Origin of the sequence: Cellulomonas sp. IC4_254, assembly GCF_011603975.1 — a bacterium.
GTDB lineage: Bacteria > Actinomycetota > Actinomycetes > Actinomycetales > Cellulomonadaceae > Cellulomonas.
In genome coordinates this window covers 1-13540 of the sequence record NZ_JAANNB010000110.1, presented here as the reverse complement: position 1 = coordinate 13540, position 13540 = coordinate 1, and the positions used below count along the sequence as shown (strand labels likewise).

The window sequence follows — 13540 nt, the reverse complement described above, 5'->3', positions numbered from 1 at the left end:
CCGCGCGCCTCGCCCTGCCCTGAGACGGAGCAGCCATGCGCCCCACGACCCCCACCCCCGACGCGGCCGGTGCCGCCGACACCGCGCCGGCCGCCCTCGCGACCGGCGACCCCCGCGGCTCCGACCGCTGGTTCCTGTCCTCCGCGCCCGTCGTCAGCGCCCTCGTGCACCTGTGCGTGCCGATGGCGGCGGCGATGATCGTCGGCGCGCTCTACAACGTGATCAACGCGGGCTTCATCGGCTCGCTGCACGACGACGCCCTGCTCGCGGCGGTGACCCTCGGGTCCCCGGTGCTGGCCCTCGTCATGGCGATCGGCAACGTGTTCGGTGTCGGCGGCGGCGCGCTGGTGTCCCGGCTCCTCGGCGCCGCCGAGCACGACGGCGCCCGCACCGGCGAGATCCGGCGCGTCTCGGCGTTCGCCCTCTGGGGCACCGTCGGCGTGGGCGTCCTGCTCGGCGGCACCGCCCTGCTGCTCCTCGACCCGCTGGTCGCCCTGCTCGGGGCGGACCGGGCGGCCCAGCACGCGACCACCACGTTCGTCGCGATCCTGCTGGCGTTCGTGCCCGTGCTCGCCGCCGCGGTCTGCCTGGAGCAGCTGGTCCGCGCCGAGGGCGCCGCCCGGCAGGTGATGGTCGGGCTGATCGCGTCGACGGTCGTGAACGTCGCGCTCGACGCGCTGTTCATCGTCGGTCTGCACCTCGGGGTGGCCGGCGCCGCGCTCGCGGTCGGCCTCGCGAACCTCGTGACCGTCGGCTACTTCGCCGTGTGGCTGACCCGGAACAGCGCGCACATGAGCCTGGCGCCCCGGTGGTTCACCCTGTCGCCGGCGGTGCTGAAGCCGGTGCTGGGCGTCGGCGTCGGGACGCTGCTGCAGTCCGCGTTCCTCATCGTGACGGCCCTCGTGCTGAACAACCTCGCCGCCGGGTACGGCGACGGGCCGCTCGCCGCGATGGGCGTCGCGGTCCGGATCGCGCAGGTGCCGGAGTTCCTCGTCATGGGCGTGACCCTCGGCGTGCTGCCCCTGCTGGCGTACACCTACGGCAAGGGCGACCGGGAGCGCCTGACCGCGGCGCTGCGGACGTCGGCGGTCGCCGTCGGCGGGGTGGCGCTGCTGTTCTCGGCCGTGGTGTTCCTGCTCCGCGACTCCGTGCTCGCGGTGTTCCTCACCGACCGCTCGGTGCTCGCGCTCGGGGTCACGGTGCTGGCGGCCCAGCTGACGGCGATGATCGCGAACGGGTTCACCGGCCTCATCACCTCCCTGTTCCAGGCGACGGGGCAGGCGCTGGCCGCGACCACGATGTCCGTCACGCAGGGCGTGCTGTTCGTGCCCGTGGTGCTGCTGGGGAACCTCTGGTTCGGGCTGCCCGGCATCATCTGGGCGCTGACGGTGACCGAGGTCGCGGTCCTGGCGGCGGGGGTGGTGCTCCTGCTCACGACGAGGCGCGCGATCGACCGGGGGCTGGCCGGCGGCAGCCCCGAGCGCGCCGAGGAGGCCTTGGCGGCCGCCGAGGGGTGAGCGCCCGGGCGCGGAATGCGCTCGCTCCCGCGCGCCGGCCGCGCGACGATCGCCCCGTGGACGAGACGACTGCGGGCGCGGCGGAGGCCCGGCTCCCCGGCGGCGGCATGGGCGGCGCGGTCCGGTCCGGCGACACCGTGCGCCGCGCTGCCGGCCCGTGGACGCCGACGATCCAGCGGTTCCTGGCCCACCTGCGCGCGGCGGGGGTCCCCGGCGTCCCGGCTCCGCTCGGCGTGGACGACCGGGGCCGGGACGTCACCGGCCTCGTGCCGGGCGACGTCCCGGCCTACCCGATGCCGGCCTGGGTGTGGCAGGACGACGTCCTCGGCGCGGCCGCCGCGCTCCTGCGCCGGGTGCACGACGCCTCGGCGTCCTTCGACCGGGGCGGCGCGGTGTGGCGGCTCCCGGAGCGCGAGCCGGCGGAGGTGATCTGCCACAGCGACACCTCCCCGGACAACATGGTGTTCCGGGACGGCCGGCTCGTGGCGCTCATCGACTGGGACACCGCGGCGCCGGGACCGCGGGCGTGGGACCTGGCCTACCTCGCCTACCGCCTGGTTCCGCTCGGGCCGGCGGGTGCCGACCCGGGGCCGGTGCCCCTGGGCGAGCGCCGGCGCCGGCTGGACCTGCTGTGCCGCGCCTACGGCGAGCCGGCACCGCGCGACGTGCTCGACGTCGTCCCGGTCCGGCTGCGCGAGCTGGCGCGGTTCACGCGGGAGCGGGCCGACGGCGACCCGCGGCTGCTCGGGCACGTCCGGCTCTACCTCGACGACGCGGCCTGGGTCGAGGCGCGGGCGGCGAGCCTCGTCGCCGCCGCCGGGAGCGCGTGACCGCCGGGCGGGAAATGTCTCGCCCCGCGCCGCGCACCGGGACGAGCATGGGCCGATGGACCAGCCCACCCGGTGGACCCGCGCGACCGTGTACCCCGACATGTGGGTCGACCCCGCCGACGACCCGCGGAACAGCGACGGCGTGAGCCCGGACGGCGAGCTGCCGACACTCCTCGACTACCTCGGGCGGTACCGGGCGACGCTCCTGATGAAGTGCGACGACCTCGACGCCGAGCAGCTCGCGCGCCGGTCGGTCCCGCCGTCGACCCTGTCGTTGCTCGGGCTCGTCCGGCACCTCGCCGAGGTCGAGCGGGACTGGCGCGGCTGGATCACCGGCGACGCACCGCCCCCGCTGTACGGCGGCGCCGACGGCGACTTCGACGGGGCGGCGGCCGATCCCGCCCTCGTCGCGGCCGCGTTCGCCGACCTCGCGCGCGAGCAGGCCGAGACGGACGCGGCGCTCGCCGCGCACCCGGACCTCGGCGAGCGGCTGGGCGCCGACGGCATCGCCGTCCGCGAGCTCCAGGTGCACCGGATCGAGGAGTACGCCCGGCACTGCGGGCACGCCGACCTGCTGCGGGAGTGCGTCGACGGCCGCGTCGGGCAGTGACACGCGGGGTCGCGGAGCGCCCGGCCGGTGGCGCACGTCACGGAACAGCGCGGGCCCGGGCGGCGCTCCCTCCTGCGTGAAGATCTTCGACCCCACCACCGTCGGCCGCGTCGAGCTGGCCAACCGCGTCGTCATGGCCCCGCTGACCCGGCTGCGCGCCGGCGAGTCCGCGGTGCCCGGCGACCTGCTCGTCGAGCACTACGGCCAGCGCGCCGGCATGGGCCTCATCCTCACCGAGGGCACCTACCCCGTGATCGAGGGCCGGACCTGGACCGGGCAGCCGGGCATCGAGACCGCCGAGCAGGCCGCGGGGTGGGCGCGGGTCGCCGACGCCGTGCACGCCGCCGGCGGGCGGATCGCGATGCAGATCATGCACGGCGGCCGCATCGCGCACCCCGACGTCACCGGGGCCGGCCGCGTCGTGTCCGCCAGCGCCGTCGCCGCCCCGGGCGAGATCCGCACGCCCGCCGGCAAGGCCGAGCACCCGGTCCCGCACGCGCTCGACGCCGACGAGATCGCCGAGGTCGTCCGCGGCTTCGTCGCCGGCGCGCGCCGGGCCGTGGACGCCGGCCTCGACGCCGTCGAGGTGCACGGCGCGAACGGCTACCTGATCCACCAGTTCCTCTCCCCCGCCAGCAACCTGCGCACCGACGGCTACGGAGGCACGGCCGAGGGGCGCGCGCGGCTCGCGATCGAGGTCGTCACCGCCGTCGCGGCGGAGATCGGCGCCGACCGCACCGGCATCCGGCTGTCGCCCGAGCACGACATCCAGGGCGCCGTCGAGACCCACCCCGAGGTCACCGCGGCGACCTACGCGGCGCTCGCGGACGGGCTCGCGCCGCTGGGCCTGGCGTTCGTCGACGTGCTGCAGCGCGACCTGCGCGGCGACCTCGTCCAGGGCATCCGCCGCCGGGTCGGCGCGCCGCTGATCGGCAACTCCGGCTTCGCGGTGAGCACCACGCGCGACGAGGCGGTCGGCCTCGTCGAGGACGGCGTCGTCGACCTCGCCGCCGTGGGGCGCGCGGCGATCGCCAACCCGGACCTGGTCGCGCGCTGGGCGCGGGACCTCGGCGAGAACGCGCCGGACCCGGCCACGTTCTACGCCGCCGGCGCCGAGGGGTACACCGACTACCCGACCGCCGCGGCCTGACTGCCGTGGCCTGATCCGCGCGGCGTGACCCGCGCGGGCGGGGACGTCCGGGCCGCTGCCCGGCGTGCCCGCCCGCGTCAGGCGCCCGCCGTGCGTCCCCGGCGGCGCGGCGCCGCCGAGCGCGGCGGGTTCGCCCGCAGGTGGTCCCGCACGGTGCCGAGCACCCGCGCCAGCGCCTCGACGTCCGCGCGGTCGAGCGGGTCGACGAGCAGGTCCCGCACCACGCCGATGTGGCCGGGGAACACCCGGGCGAGCAGGTCGCGACCGGCGTCGGTGATCGTGACGGTCACCCCGCGCTCGTCGTCGGGCGACGGCGCGCGGGTGACGAGCCCGGCCTTCTCCAGCAGCCCGGCCTGGTAGGTCAGGCCGCTGCGGCTGTAGACGACGCCGTCGGCCAGGTCGGTCATGCGGCGGCTGCCGTCCGGGGCGTCGCCGAGCGTGGCCAGGAGCTGGAACTGGACGTAGCTGAGGCCGCCGACCTCCTGCAGCTGCTGCTCGACGGTGTGCCGCACCAGGCTGCTCACCTCGATGAGCGCGAAGTACGCGCCGAGCTCGACGGGATCGAGGCCGGGGGGCGCGTCGTCGGTCATGCGGCCCATCCTAGGTGCTTCGAATTTGCAGAGTCCACCGGCGTCGCGCCGTTCAGCGCAGCGTCAGGACCTCCACGCCGTCCTCGGTGATGGCGACCGTGTGCTCGCTGTGCGCGGTGCGCGCGCCCGTCGCGCTGCGCAGCGTCCACCCGTCGGCGTCGGTCACCAGCTCGTCGGTGTCGGCCATCACCCACGGCTCGATCGCGAGCAGCAGGCCGGGCCGCAGGGTGTACCCGCGACCGGCTCGGCCGGTGTTCGCGATGTGCGGGTCCTGGTGCATGGTCGACCCGACGCCGTGCCCGCCGAACTCGGTGTTCACCGTGTACCCCGCACCGGTGAGCGTGGTGCCGATCGCGTGCGACAGGTCGCCGATGCGGGCACCCGGGCCGGCGGCCGCGATGCCCGCGGCCAGCGCACGCTCGGTCGCCTCGATCAGGGCCAGGCTCTCGGCCGGCTGCGTCCTGCCGACCACGAAGCTCACCGCGGAGTCCGCGACGATCCCGTCGAGCGACACGGCGAGGTCGAGGGTCAGCAGGTCGCCGTCGGCGAGCACGTAGTCGTGCGGCTTGCCGTGCAGCACCGCGTCGTTGACCGACGTGCAGATGTAGTGGCCGAACGGCCCGCGCCCGAAGGACGGCGCGTAGTCGACGTAGCAGGACTCCGCCCCGGCGTCGGCGATCATCCCCCGGGTCCAGCCGTCGATGTCCAGCAGGTTCGTCCCGACCGTGCTGCGCTCCTGCATCGTGCGAAGGATCGACGCGACCAGGGCGCCGGTGGCGCGGGCGCGGTCCAGCTCGGCGGGGTTGAGGATCTCGATCATCGTGCGGCCTTCCAGCAACCTGCGGATAACTATCCCGTCCATACTATCCCGGTACTAGAATCCCGAGCATGGTCAGGCTCCCGCTCACCCCCGACGACGTCGAGCGCGGCCGCCGGCTCGGCGCGCTGCTCCGGCAGGCGCGCGGCGAGCGGACGGTCCTCGCCGTGGCGCTCGACGCCGGCGTGTCCCCCGAGACCCTCCGCAAGATCGAGTCCGGCCGCGTCGCGACGCCCGCGTTCCCCACCATCGCGGCCGTCGCCGAGGTGCTCGGGCTGTCGCTGGACGAGGTGTGGGCGGAGCTCCGGCGCACCGAGGGCCGGGCGCTCGCCGCGACCGGCGCGGCCGCACCCCTCGCGTCCTGACGCCGGCGGGCCCGTCAGAAGGTCCGGCTCACCACCGCCCTGCCCCCGGCGACCAGGGTTCGCTCCGGTACGTCCTCCGCGACGACGGAGCCCGCGGCGATCACCGCGTCCGGGCCGATGGTCACGCCGGGCAGGATCGTCGCCCCCGCGCCGATCCACACGTTCTCCCCGACGTCGATCGGGCCGCCCGTGAGCCACACCCGGCGGTCCTCGGTGTCGACCGGGTGCCCGACGGTGATGAACGTGACCCGTGGCGCCACCAGCACCCGCGGCCCCAGGCGGATGCCTGCGTAGTCGAGGAACGTGCAGTTCTGGTTGACGAACACCCGGTCCCCGAGGTCGAGGTTCAGCCCGTGGTCCGTGAAGAACGGCGGGTAGATCGTCACGCCCGTCGGCACCGGCCGCCCCAGGATCTGCTCCAGGAGCGCGGCGCGGCCGGCCTCGTCGTCGAAGGGCAGCACGTTCAGCCGCGAGGTCAGCTCGGTGGCGCGGAGCACCCGCTCGGACATCGCGCGGAACTCGGGGCTGTGGATGCGCAGGAGGAGGTCGCCGGGCACGGGACGATCATGCCGCGCGCGCCGGTGGCTGACGCGAATCGACCCGAGGATCAACACCATGTTGACAACAGTCTGTTGATCCTCTGGGATGTCAGCATGACCGAGGACCAGGAACGAGCCGCCGGGCTCGAATCGCACCGGGCGGTGCTGCGCCGCGCCGGGGCGGGCGACCTCGCCCGTCGCCCGTGGCAGCACGGGGCTCAACCCGCGAGCGACGGCGACCTGGTGCGTCTCGCGGCCTGGCGTGCGTCCGACCCCGCAGCGGAGGCCGAGGTCGTCACGGCGGGCCTCGGGCTGCTGCACGCCGCACGCGAGGAGCTGGACCAGGTCGAGGCGGCGCTGCTGTTCGCAGCGCGGGCCTCGGGCATGACGTTCCAGGAGATCGCCGCCGCACTGGGCCTCGGGTCCGGGCAGGCGGCGCAGCAGCGCATGGCACGGGTGCTGTCGCGGGCTGCCCGGTGACCGGCGTGGTCGGGCTCCGGGACGCCGGCGCGGCGTGCGGCACCAAGGCACGGACGCTCGGCCGACTGCTCCGGGCGGGGCTGGCCGTGCCCGACGGGCTGATCGTCCCCCGGGTGCTCGACCCCCGCTGGCCCCACGTGCTCCCCGCTCGCCTGCGCGCGCTCGGCGTCGGCCCGTACGCGGTGCGGTCCTCCGCAGCGGCCGAGGACGGCGCTCGCGCGTCGTTCGCGGGTCAGTTCCGGACCTACCTGCACGTCCCGTTCGAGGAGGTCGGCGCCGCGGTGCGCGCCGTCGCGGCGACGACGACCGAATCCGTCGCCTACGCGTCCGCGCTCGGCCTGGACCCGGCCCCCGGGGTCGCCGTGCTGGTGCAGCCGATGCTGACGCCCGGGCGGCGGGTGTGGCGTTCACGCGGAACCCCGTCACCGGTGCGCGGACGACCGTGGTCGAGGCGGTGCCGGGCACGGGCGACCGGCTGGTGTCCGGCGGCACGGAGCCCGAGCGCTGGCACGCCGAGCCGGGGGCACGGCCGCGGGTCGACCGGGCGCGCGGAGTCCTCAGCCCCGACCAGGCGCGAGCGGTCGTCGTCTCCGCCGAGCGGGTCGAGCGGTTGCTGGGCGGTCCGCAGGACGTCGAGTGGGCACTCGACACGGCCGGCACGGTGTGGACGCTCCAGGCTCGCCCCGTGACCGCGCACCCCACGGGCGCGGCCGGACCGCCTCCCGGCGCTGTCGGAGCGGTCCTCTCCTCAGGGACCCCCGCGAGCCCCGGCACCGCGTCGGGGCGGGTGCGGGTCCTGCGGGGCGTGGACGACCTCCCGGCGTTCCGGCCGGGCGAGGTGCTGGTGTGCCGCGCCACCTCGCCCGCCTGGACCCCGGCGCTCGCGCACGCGGCGGCGGTCGTCACCGAGGTGGGTGGCCTGCTGTCGCACGCCGCCATCGTGGCCCGCGAGCTGGGCGTCCCCGCGGTCACCGGGGTGACGGGCGCACGCGACCTGCTGGATGGCGCGCTGGTCGTGGTCGACGGCTCGGCCGGAACCGTGCGACTGGTGGCGGCGTGACCGGGTCGGACCAGCTCCTGCCGGTGCTGCACGCGCTCCGGGTGCGAGGTGTCGCGGACGCCCCGGAGATCGCGCGCCGGACCGGTCTCCCGGAGGTCGGGGCCGAGGAGCTCCTGCTCGACGCGGAGGCGTCCGGGCTCGTCGTCCGGTCCCCGTTCGCGGGTCCCCACCACTGGTCGCTGACCGAGCGGGGTGCGGCAGTCGGCGAGGCACTGCTGGCCGCACAGCTCGACCGCGCCGGGGCCCGCTCGGTCGTCGAGGACGTGCTCACGGGGTTCGGCCCGGTGAACGACCTGGTGACGTCCGCCTGCACCCGGTGGCAGCTCACCGAGCTCGGCCTGACGTCGCAACCCGCGACACTCGACGGCGTGCTCCGGGACCTGGCCGAGGCGGCGGACGCGCTGGCCGCGATCGAGGCGCGCCTGGTCGCGCACCTCCCCCGGTTCGAGGGCTACCAGAGGCGGTTCACCGCCGCCCTGGGCCGGGCTCGTGCTGACCCGTCGTGGATCACCGCGACCGATCGGGACTCGGCCCACCGGGTGTGGTTCGAGCTGCACGAGGACCTGCTCGCCACGCTCGGGATCGAGCGCTGATGCGCAGGCCTCGCGGTGGGCGCAGGCCTACGCCCGGCGTCCTGGGATCCGCCGGTCAGCCGACGGAGGACGCGGGGGTCGCGAGGGCGCCCAGCAGCGCGAGCCGCTCCGCGCTCGGGCTGCCGTCGTCGGCGTAGTACACGACGAGGACCAGCCCGTCGACGGGCAGCTTGTCGCGGTGCAGCGTCAGCTCGCCGACGACGGGGTGCCGCACCACCGTCGTCCCGCCCGACAGCCGCCGGACGTCCTGCCGCGCCCAGAGCTGCCGGAACCGTGCGCTCGCCAGCGACAGCTCCCCCACGAGCTCCACAGCACGCGGCTCGTCCACGTCGTCCCCGACGCTCTGCCGGAACGCCGCCACGAAGCCGGCGACGGCCCCCTCCCAGTCGGCGTGGAACGCCCGCTCCTCGGGGTCGAGCAGCAGGGACCGGAGCCGGTTCTCCCCCGGCCGCAGCCGCGGCGACAGCGCCAGGGCCAGCGAGTTCGACGCCAGGACGTCGAACGTGCGGCCCTCGACGAACGCGGGCACCGCCATCGCGGCCAGCAGGTGGCGCAGCCGCTCGGGCACCCGCTCGGCCGGCCGGCGTCGGGCCCGGGTCCGCGGGGGCGTCGCCGCGGCCTCGAACAGGTACGCGCGCTCGACGTCGTCCAGCCGCAGCACACGCGCCAGCGCCTCGAGCACCTGCCGCGACGGGTTGCGGTCCCGGCCCTGCTCGAGCCGCAGGTAGTAGTCGGCGCTGATGCCGGCCAGCAGCGCCACCTCCTCCCGGCGGAGCCCCGCCACCCGCCGGTTCGGCCCGCCGGGGATGCCCGCCTGCTCGGGGGTGACCTGCTCCCGCCGGGCGCGCAGGTACGCGCCGAGCCTGCTGCTGCTCCCGGGTCCGCTCATCGAGACCCACGGTAGGCCGACGCGCCCGCTCGTGGGGTGGTCCTGCCGGTCCCAGGACCGAGGGGGTGGACCCGTGCCGGGCGCGTCCCCGGCAGCGTGGGTGCCCCACCCGGACACAGGAAGAAGGACCCCATGGACCTCACGCAGCGCACCGCGCTCATCGTCGGCGGCACGTCGGGCATCGGCCTCGGGCTGGCGCGGCGGCTGGCCGAGGCGGGCAGCACGGTCGTCGTCGGCGGCCGACGCGCAGCCCCGGTCGACGGGCTGGAGACCGTCCAGGTCGACGTCACCGACGAGACCTCCGTGCGCCGCGCCCGGGACGCCGTCCTGGCTGCGCACCCGGACCTCGACCTCGTCGTCACCATGTCCGGGGTCATGCTGGTCGAGGACCTCCGGGACCCGGCGCACTTCGCGGCGGCCGAGACGACCGTCGTGACCAACCTGCTCGGCACGATCCGCGTGCTCGACGCGTTCACACCGCACCTGATCGGGCGGGGCGCGGGCCGGATCGTGACGGTCAGCTCGGGGATCGCGTTCCTGCCGTTCCCGCCGATGCCGACCTACGCCGCCTCCAAGGCCGGCGTGCACGCGTACACCGAGGCCCTGCGCGCCCAGCTCGCCGGCACCGGCGTCGAGGTCACCGAGCTGGTGCCGCCCGCGGTGGCCACCGCCGGCCAGGAGGAGGTCAACCCGGCGGCCCTGCCGCTCGACGCGTTCCTCGACGAGGTGCTCGACCTGCTCGCCCAGGAGCCCACGCCGGACGAGGTGCTGGTCCGCGGCGTGCTCATGCACCGGTGGGCGGAGCGGGACGGCACCTACGCCGACCTGGTCGCGCGGCGCTCGCAGGCGCTGACCGCCCTCCGGCGAGGCTGAGCGGGGTCGTACGCTCGGCGGCGACGACCCGCTGCGACGAGGGAGCCCGGCGATGAGGCTGACGACGACCACGCACGTCTCCCTGGACGGCGTGATGCAGGGCATGGGCGGCTCCGCCGAGGACACCCGCGGCGGCTTCACGCGCGGCGGGTGGGCCCTCGGGTCGGGCGACCCCGCGGTCGGCGACCTGGTCGCCGCCGAGTACGGCGCTGCGGCGGGGTTCCTGCTCGGCCGGCGGACGTACGAGAACTTCGCCGGGTACTGGGGCGCGTTCGCCGACCCCGCCTCGAACCCGATCGCGTCGGCCCTGCACGACCGGCCGAAGTACGTGGCGTCCACGACGCTGAGGGACGCGTCGTGGCCGGGCACGACGGTGCTGCGCGGGGACGTCGCCGCGCAGGTGGCGGACCTGCGGGCGACGGGCGAGGGCGACCTGCTCGTCCCCGGCAGCGGCGTGCTGGTGCGCTGGCTGCTCGCGCACGACCTGGTGGACCGGATGACTCTGCTGACCTACCCCGTGGTCGTCGGGCAGGGCGTGCGGCTGTTCCCGCAGGACGGGCCGGACCTCCGGCTGCGGCTCGTGGGCACCACGACGACGCCGACGGGCGTGACGGTGCAGACGTACGAGCCGGCGGGCCGGCCGGCCTACGCCGCGACCGCGCCGCACCCGGACGCCTGACCCTCCCCCGGCAACCCCGGGCGCGCCGCCCGGCCGCGCGGGTCGTAGCGTCGGCGGCATGACCACCGCCGGACCGCGACGGGCCCCGCGCGCCGAGCGGCTGCGCCTCGCCGTCGAGCGGGACGGCGCGCGCTGCGTCTGGTGCGGTCGGGCGTTCGGGCCGCTGGTGCCGCCGACCCGCGAGCACCTGGTGCCGCGCGCCAAGGGCGGTCCGTCGTGGCTCGAGAACGAGGTCCCCGCCTGCCGCCGGTGCAACGCCGAGCGCGGCCACCGCGGGGTCGTCGAGTGGCTCGAGGAGTGCGGGCGGCGCGGCTGGGACCCCGACGGCGCGGCGGTGGTGCGGTCGCTCCACGCGCTCGCCGCGGCCATCGCGGAACGGGGCGGGCAGCGGCGGGCGCGCGCGTACGTGGCGGCGCAGCTGCGGCGGCTGCGGCGCTGACGTCCGTTGCTGACCAGCCGCGCCGACGTGGGCCGTTCCCGCCCCGCGGCCACGGGCGCGTGCCAGGCTGGGCGGATGCCGCCCTCCCTGATCCGCTGGCTGGACCGGGTCAACGCCGCGCACCCGTGGAGCCACAACGACGCCTACCGCCGGTGGGTGCTGCGCCAGGTACCGCCCGGACCCGCCCGGGTGCTCGACGTCGGCTGCGGCGCCGGCGGGCTGGTGCGGGCGCTGGCCGCCCGGGGGGCCGCCGCGCACGGGGTCGACGTCGACGCCGCCGGCGTCGCGACCGCGCGCGCCCTGTCCGCGGGGCACCCCGGCGCCACGTTCGCCGTCGCCGACGCGCTGCACCTCGACGCCCCCGCGCCCGGGTACGACGCCGTGACCGCCGTCGCGGTGCTGCACCACCTGCCGATGGCCGAGGCGCTGACCCGGTGGTCGGCGCTGCTCCGTCCCGGTGGCGTCCTGGTGGTGGTCGGGTGCTACCGCGAGGCGACCCGGCGCGACCGCGCGGTCTCGGCGCTGGCCGTCCCGGTGAACCTGGTGGTCGGGCTGCTGCGGGGCCGCCGGTCCGCCGCGGCGCGCGTCGCGATGGCCGCACCGACCCGGGAGCCCGAGGTCACGCTCGCCGAGGTCCGCGCCGTGGCCGCGCGCGTGCTGCCCGGCGCCCGGGTGCGACGGCGGCTGTTCTGGCGGTACACGCTGGTGCACCGCCTGCCGGGGTGACCCCGCGCGTGGACGGCGGCGCGGAGCCGGTGAGCAGCACAGTCGCCTCCCCCGAGCCTCGGTCCGGCGTCCGACGCGCCGGGACACCGCGCCCGCTACGCGTCGGAGCGGGTGCGGTCCGCCGCCCGCACCAGGTCGACGTCGTCCTCGGTGACCCGGAGCAGGTCGCCCGGGCAGACGTCGTCGTCCAGCCCGACGGCGCGGCCGTCGTCGTAGGTGACGGTGACCGGCGGCCCGTAGCAGTCGGTCACGTCGAGGAGCAGTGCGCCGCCGTCGTCCGACACCTCGGTGACCTCGTCGCCGATCCGCACCGTCACGTCCGCGTCCGCGTCGTTGGCGATCTCGATGTCCGCGCCGGAGGCGCACCCCGCGAGGACGAGCAGCCCCGCCCCGAGGGCGACCCCGACCACCGCCCGACCCCGACCTGCCCGCATGGCGCCTCCCCGCGCTCCGCGCCCTCACCAGGGCGTCCACCCCGACGGTAGGCGCACGACGGGGTCCGGCGAGGTGAGTCCCTGTGCCGATCCTGTGCGGGTCCCGGGTGCGGGTCCTCGCGTGCGCAAGTGCCGGGTGGCGGGCGCCGGGCGCGCTAGTCGGACGCGAGCCGGCGCAGCGCCGACCCCTTGTGCGCCGCGCGGGCCCCGGTCTTCTCGGACTCCACGACGTAGGCGGGCTCGTCGTCCGAGGCGGTGAACTTCTGGCCGTCGTGCTGGAAGTCCGCGGTGCGCCGCTCGACGACCCGGCCCTGTGTGCGCCCCTGCGAGGTGTTCCAGGACACCCGGTCCCCGACGCGGATCGACTCGGCCATGGTGCGGGTCCTCCCTCGGCGGCGTGCGGTCCGGATCAGGAGACCACGCGGCGCGCGGCACGGCACGGCGAGGGCGGGCGTCACGCGTCCCAGCCCGCGGCGCGCAGCACCGCCGCGGCGACCTCGGCCGGGGTCTGCCCGGCGACGTCGACCACGTGGTCCTCGACCCGCGCGGCCTCGAGGATCGCGTGCAGCTCGCCCGCCCGGTGCCGGTGCCAGGCGAGCACCGAGGGGTACCCCGCGTGCCGCGCGTCGAGCCGCTCGCGCACGGCCGGCACGGCGAGCCGGAGGCGGCAGACCACGAGGGGCATCCCGACGGCGTCCGCGTACCGCGCCCGCGACTCCCGGTCCTCGAGCACGCCGGCCAGCACGAGCCGGGCCGCCCCGCGCCGGCGGTAGACGGCCGCGACCGCGCGGAGGTTCTCCAGCTCGAGGTCCTGCTGGAACGGGTCGCCGGGCGGCGCGGGCCAGGAACGCCGCAGCTCGTCCAGGTCCACCACCGCGTGCGGGACGCCGCGCTCCGCGAGGAGCTCGCCCACGTGGTCGGCGGTGGTGCTCTTGCCGGCGCCGACGGT

The 13540-nt window shown here is 76.6% G+C and carries 19 protein-coding genes and 1 pseudogene; 13 read left to right on the top strand and 7 right to left on the bottom strand.

What is annotated here, in order from left to right:
* The first annotated feature begins 35 nt into the window (after positions 1-35).
* The 4 genes from G6556_RS11870 to G6556_RS11855 all read left to right on the top strand — a co-directional run bounded on the left by G6556_RS11870 (position 36) and on the right by G6556_RS11855 (position 4107).
* Positions 36-1517 (top strand): MATE family efflux transporter, encoded by a 1482-nt coding sequence (locus tag G6556_RS11870; RefSeq protein ID WP_166941540.1) that lies wholly within the window; start codon positions 36-38, stop codon positions 1515-1517.
* A gap of 56 nt (positions 1518-1573) precedes the next feature.
* On the top strand, positions 1574-2347 hold the full coding sequence (locus G6556_RS19585) for a phosphotransferase (protein WP_166941538.1): 774 nt from the start codon (positions 1574-1576) through the stop codon (positions 2345-2347).
* A 55-nt stretch (positions 2348-2402) separates the two neighbouring features.
* On the top strand, positions 2403-2957 hold the full coding sequence (locus G6556_RS11860) for a DinB family protein (protein ID WP_166941536.1): 555 nt from the start codon (positions 2403-2405) through the stop codon (positions 2955-2957).
* A gap of 76 nt (positions 2958-3033) precedes the next feature.
* Positions 3034-4107: an alkene reductase gene (locus tag G6556_RS11855; RefSeq protein WP_166941534.1), complete on the top strand. Its 1074-nt coding sequence runs from the start codon at positions 3034-3036 to the stop codon at positions 4105-4107.
* A gap of 77 nt (positions 4108-4184) precedes the next feature.
* Here G6556_RS11855 and G6556_RS11850 read toward each other — a convergent pair whose 3' ends face one another.
* On the bottom strand, positions 4185-4697 hold the full coding sequence (locus G6556_RS11850) for a MarR family transcriptional regulator (RefSeq protein WP_166941532.1): 513 nt from the start codon (positions 4695-4697) through the stop codon (positions 4185-4187).
* A 52-nt stretch (positions 4698-4749) separates the two neighbouring features.
* Positions 4750-5517 (bottom strand): type I methionyl aminopeptidase, encoded by a 768-nt coding sequence (gene map / locus G6556_RS11845; RefSeq protein ID WP_166941530.1) that lies wholly within the window; start codon positions 5515-5517, stop codon positions 4750-4752.
* A gap of 68 nt (positions 5518-5585) precedes the next feature.
* On the opposite strand from map, the gene G6556_RS11840 reads away from it, so the two are divergent.
* Positions 5586-5879, top strand: coding sequence for a helix-turn-helix transcriptional regulator (locus tag G6556_RS11840; protein ID WP_166941528.1), 294 nt, complete (start codon positions 5586-5588; stop codon positions 5877-5879).
* A gap of 14 nt (positions 5880-5893) precedes the next feature.
* Here the strand turns inward: G6556_RS11840 and G6556_RS11835 are convergent, their stop codons facing one another.
* On the bottom strand, positions 5894-6436 hold the full coding sequence (locus G6556_RS11835; protein WP_346774853.1) for a sugar O-acetyltransferase: 543 nt from the start codon (positions 6434-6436) through the stop codon (positions 5894-5896).
* 96 nt (positions 6437-6532) lie between these two features.
* Here G6556_RS11835 and G6556_RS11830 point away from each other — a divergent pair, with 96 nt between their 5' ends.
* The 4 genes and pseudogenes from G6556_RS11830 to G6556_RS11820 all read left to right on the top strand — a co-directional run bounded on the left by G6556_RS11830 (position 6533) and on the right by G6556_RS11820 (position 8551).
* Positions 6533-6898 (top strand): hypothetical protein, encoded by a 366-nt coding sequence (locus tag G6556_RS11830; protein ID WP_166941524.1) that lies wholly within the window; start codon positions 6533-6535, stop codon positions 6896-6898.
* Positions 6895-7541, top strand: a pseudogene (locus G6556_RS19580) (PEP/pyruvate-binding domain-containing protein); the annotation flags it as partial. The gene G6556_RS11830 and the pseudogene G6556_RS19580, both read left to right, overlap by 4 nt.
* 18 nt (positions 7542-7559) lie before the next feature.
* Complete coding sequence (locus tag G6556_RS19575) at positions 7560-7958, top strand: PEP-utilizing enzyme (RefSeq protein WP_346774854.1); 399 nt, start codon at positions 7560-7562, stop codon at positions 7956-7958.
* Positions 7955-8551, top strand: a complete 597-nt coding sequence (locus G6556_RS11820; RefSeq protein ID WP_166941522.1) for a hypothetical protein — start codon at positions 7955-7957, stop codon at positions 8549-8551. The genes G6556_RS19575 and G6556_RS11820 overlap by 4 nt, the downstream gene beginning before the upstream one ends.
* Before the next feature lie 55 nt (positions 8552-8606).
* Here G6556_RS11820 and G6556_RS11815 read toward each other — a convergent pair whose 3' ends face one another.
* Positions 8607-9440 carry a helix-turn-helix transcriptional regulator gene (locus G6556_RS11815; protein ID WP_166941520.1) on the bottom strand — a complete coding sequence of 278 codons (834 nt, stop codon included), beginning with the start codon at positions 9438-9440 and terminating at the stop codon, positions 8607-8609.
* A gap of 132 nt (positions 9441-9572) precedes the next feature.
* Between G6556_RS11815 and G6556_RS11810 the strand changes: the two genes are divergently transcribed.
* The 4 genes from G6556_RS11810 (at position 9573) to G6556_RS11795 (ending at position 12157) form a co-directional block, all read left to right on the top strand.
* Entirely contained in the window at positions 9573-10313 is a 741-nt protein-coding gene (locus G6556_RS11810; RefSeq protein ID WP_166941518.1) for an SDR family NAD(P)-dependent oxidoreductase, read from the top strand.
* Between the two features lie 52 nt (positions 10314-10365).
* Positions 10366-10992, top strand: a complete 627-nt coding sequence (locus tag G6556_RS11805; RefSeq protein WP_166941516.1) for a dihydrofolate reductase family protein — start codon at positions 10366-10368, stop codon at positions 10990-10992.
* A 58-nt stretch (positions 10993-11050) separates the two neighbouring features.
* On the top strand, positions 11051-11431 hold the full coding sequence (locus G6556_RS11800) for an HNH endonuclease (RefSeq protein ID WP_166941514.1): 381 nt from the start codon (positions 11051-11053) through the stop codon (positions 11429-11431).
* A gap of 75 nt (positions 11432-11506) precedes the next feature.
* Complete coding sequence (locus G6556_RS11795; protein ID WP_166941512.1) at positions 11507-12157, top strand: class I SAM-dependent methyltransferase; 651 nt, start codon at positions 11507-11509, stop codon at positions 12155-12157.
* A 95-nt stretch (positions 12158-12252) separates the two neighbouring features.
* Here the strand turns inward: G6556_RS11795 and G6556_RS11790 are convergent, their stop codons facing one another.
* The 3 genes from G6556_RS11790 to G6556_RS11780 all read right to left on the bottom strand — a co-directional run.
* On the bottom strand, positions 12253-12567 hold the full coding sequence (locus G6556_RS11790) for a hypothetical protein (protein WP_166941510.1): 315 nt from the start codon (positions 12565-12567) through the stop codon (positions 12253-12255).
* A 179-nt stretch (positions 12568-12746) separates the two neighbouring features.
* The gene (locus G6556_RS11785) at positions 12747-12965 is read right to left on the bottom strand and encodes a DUF2945 domain-containing protein (RefSeq protein ID WP_166941508.1); all 219 of its coding nucleotides are present in this window, start codon (positions 12963-12965) and stop codon (positions 12747-12749) included.
* Between the two features lie 80 nt (positions 12966-13045).
* The coding region (locus G6556_RS11780) for a hypothetical protein (protein ID WP_166941506.1) at positions 13046-13540 on the bottom strand (495 nt) is incomplete at its 5' end.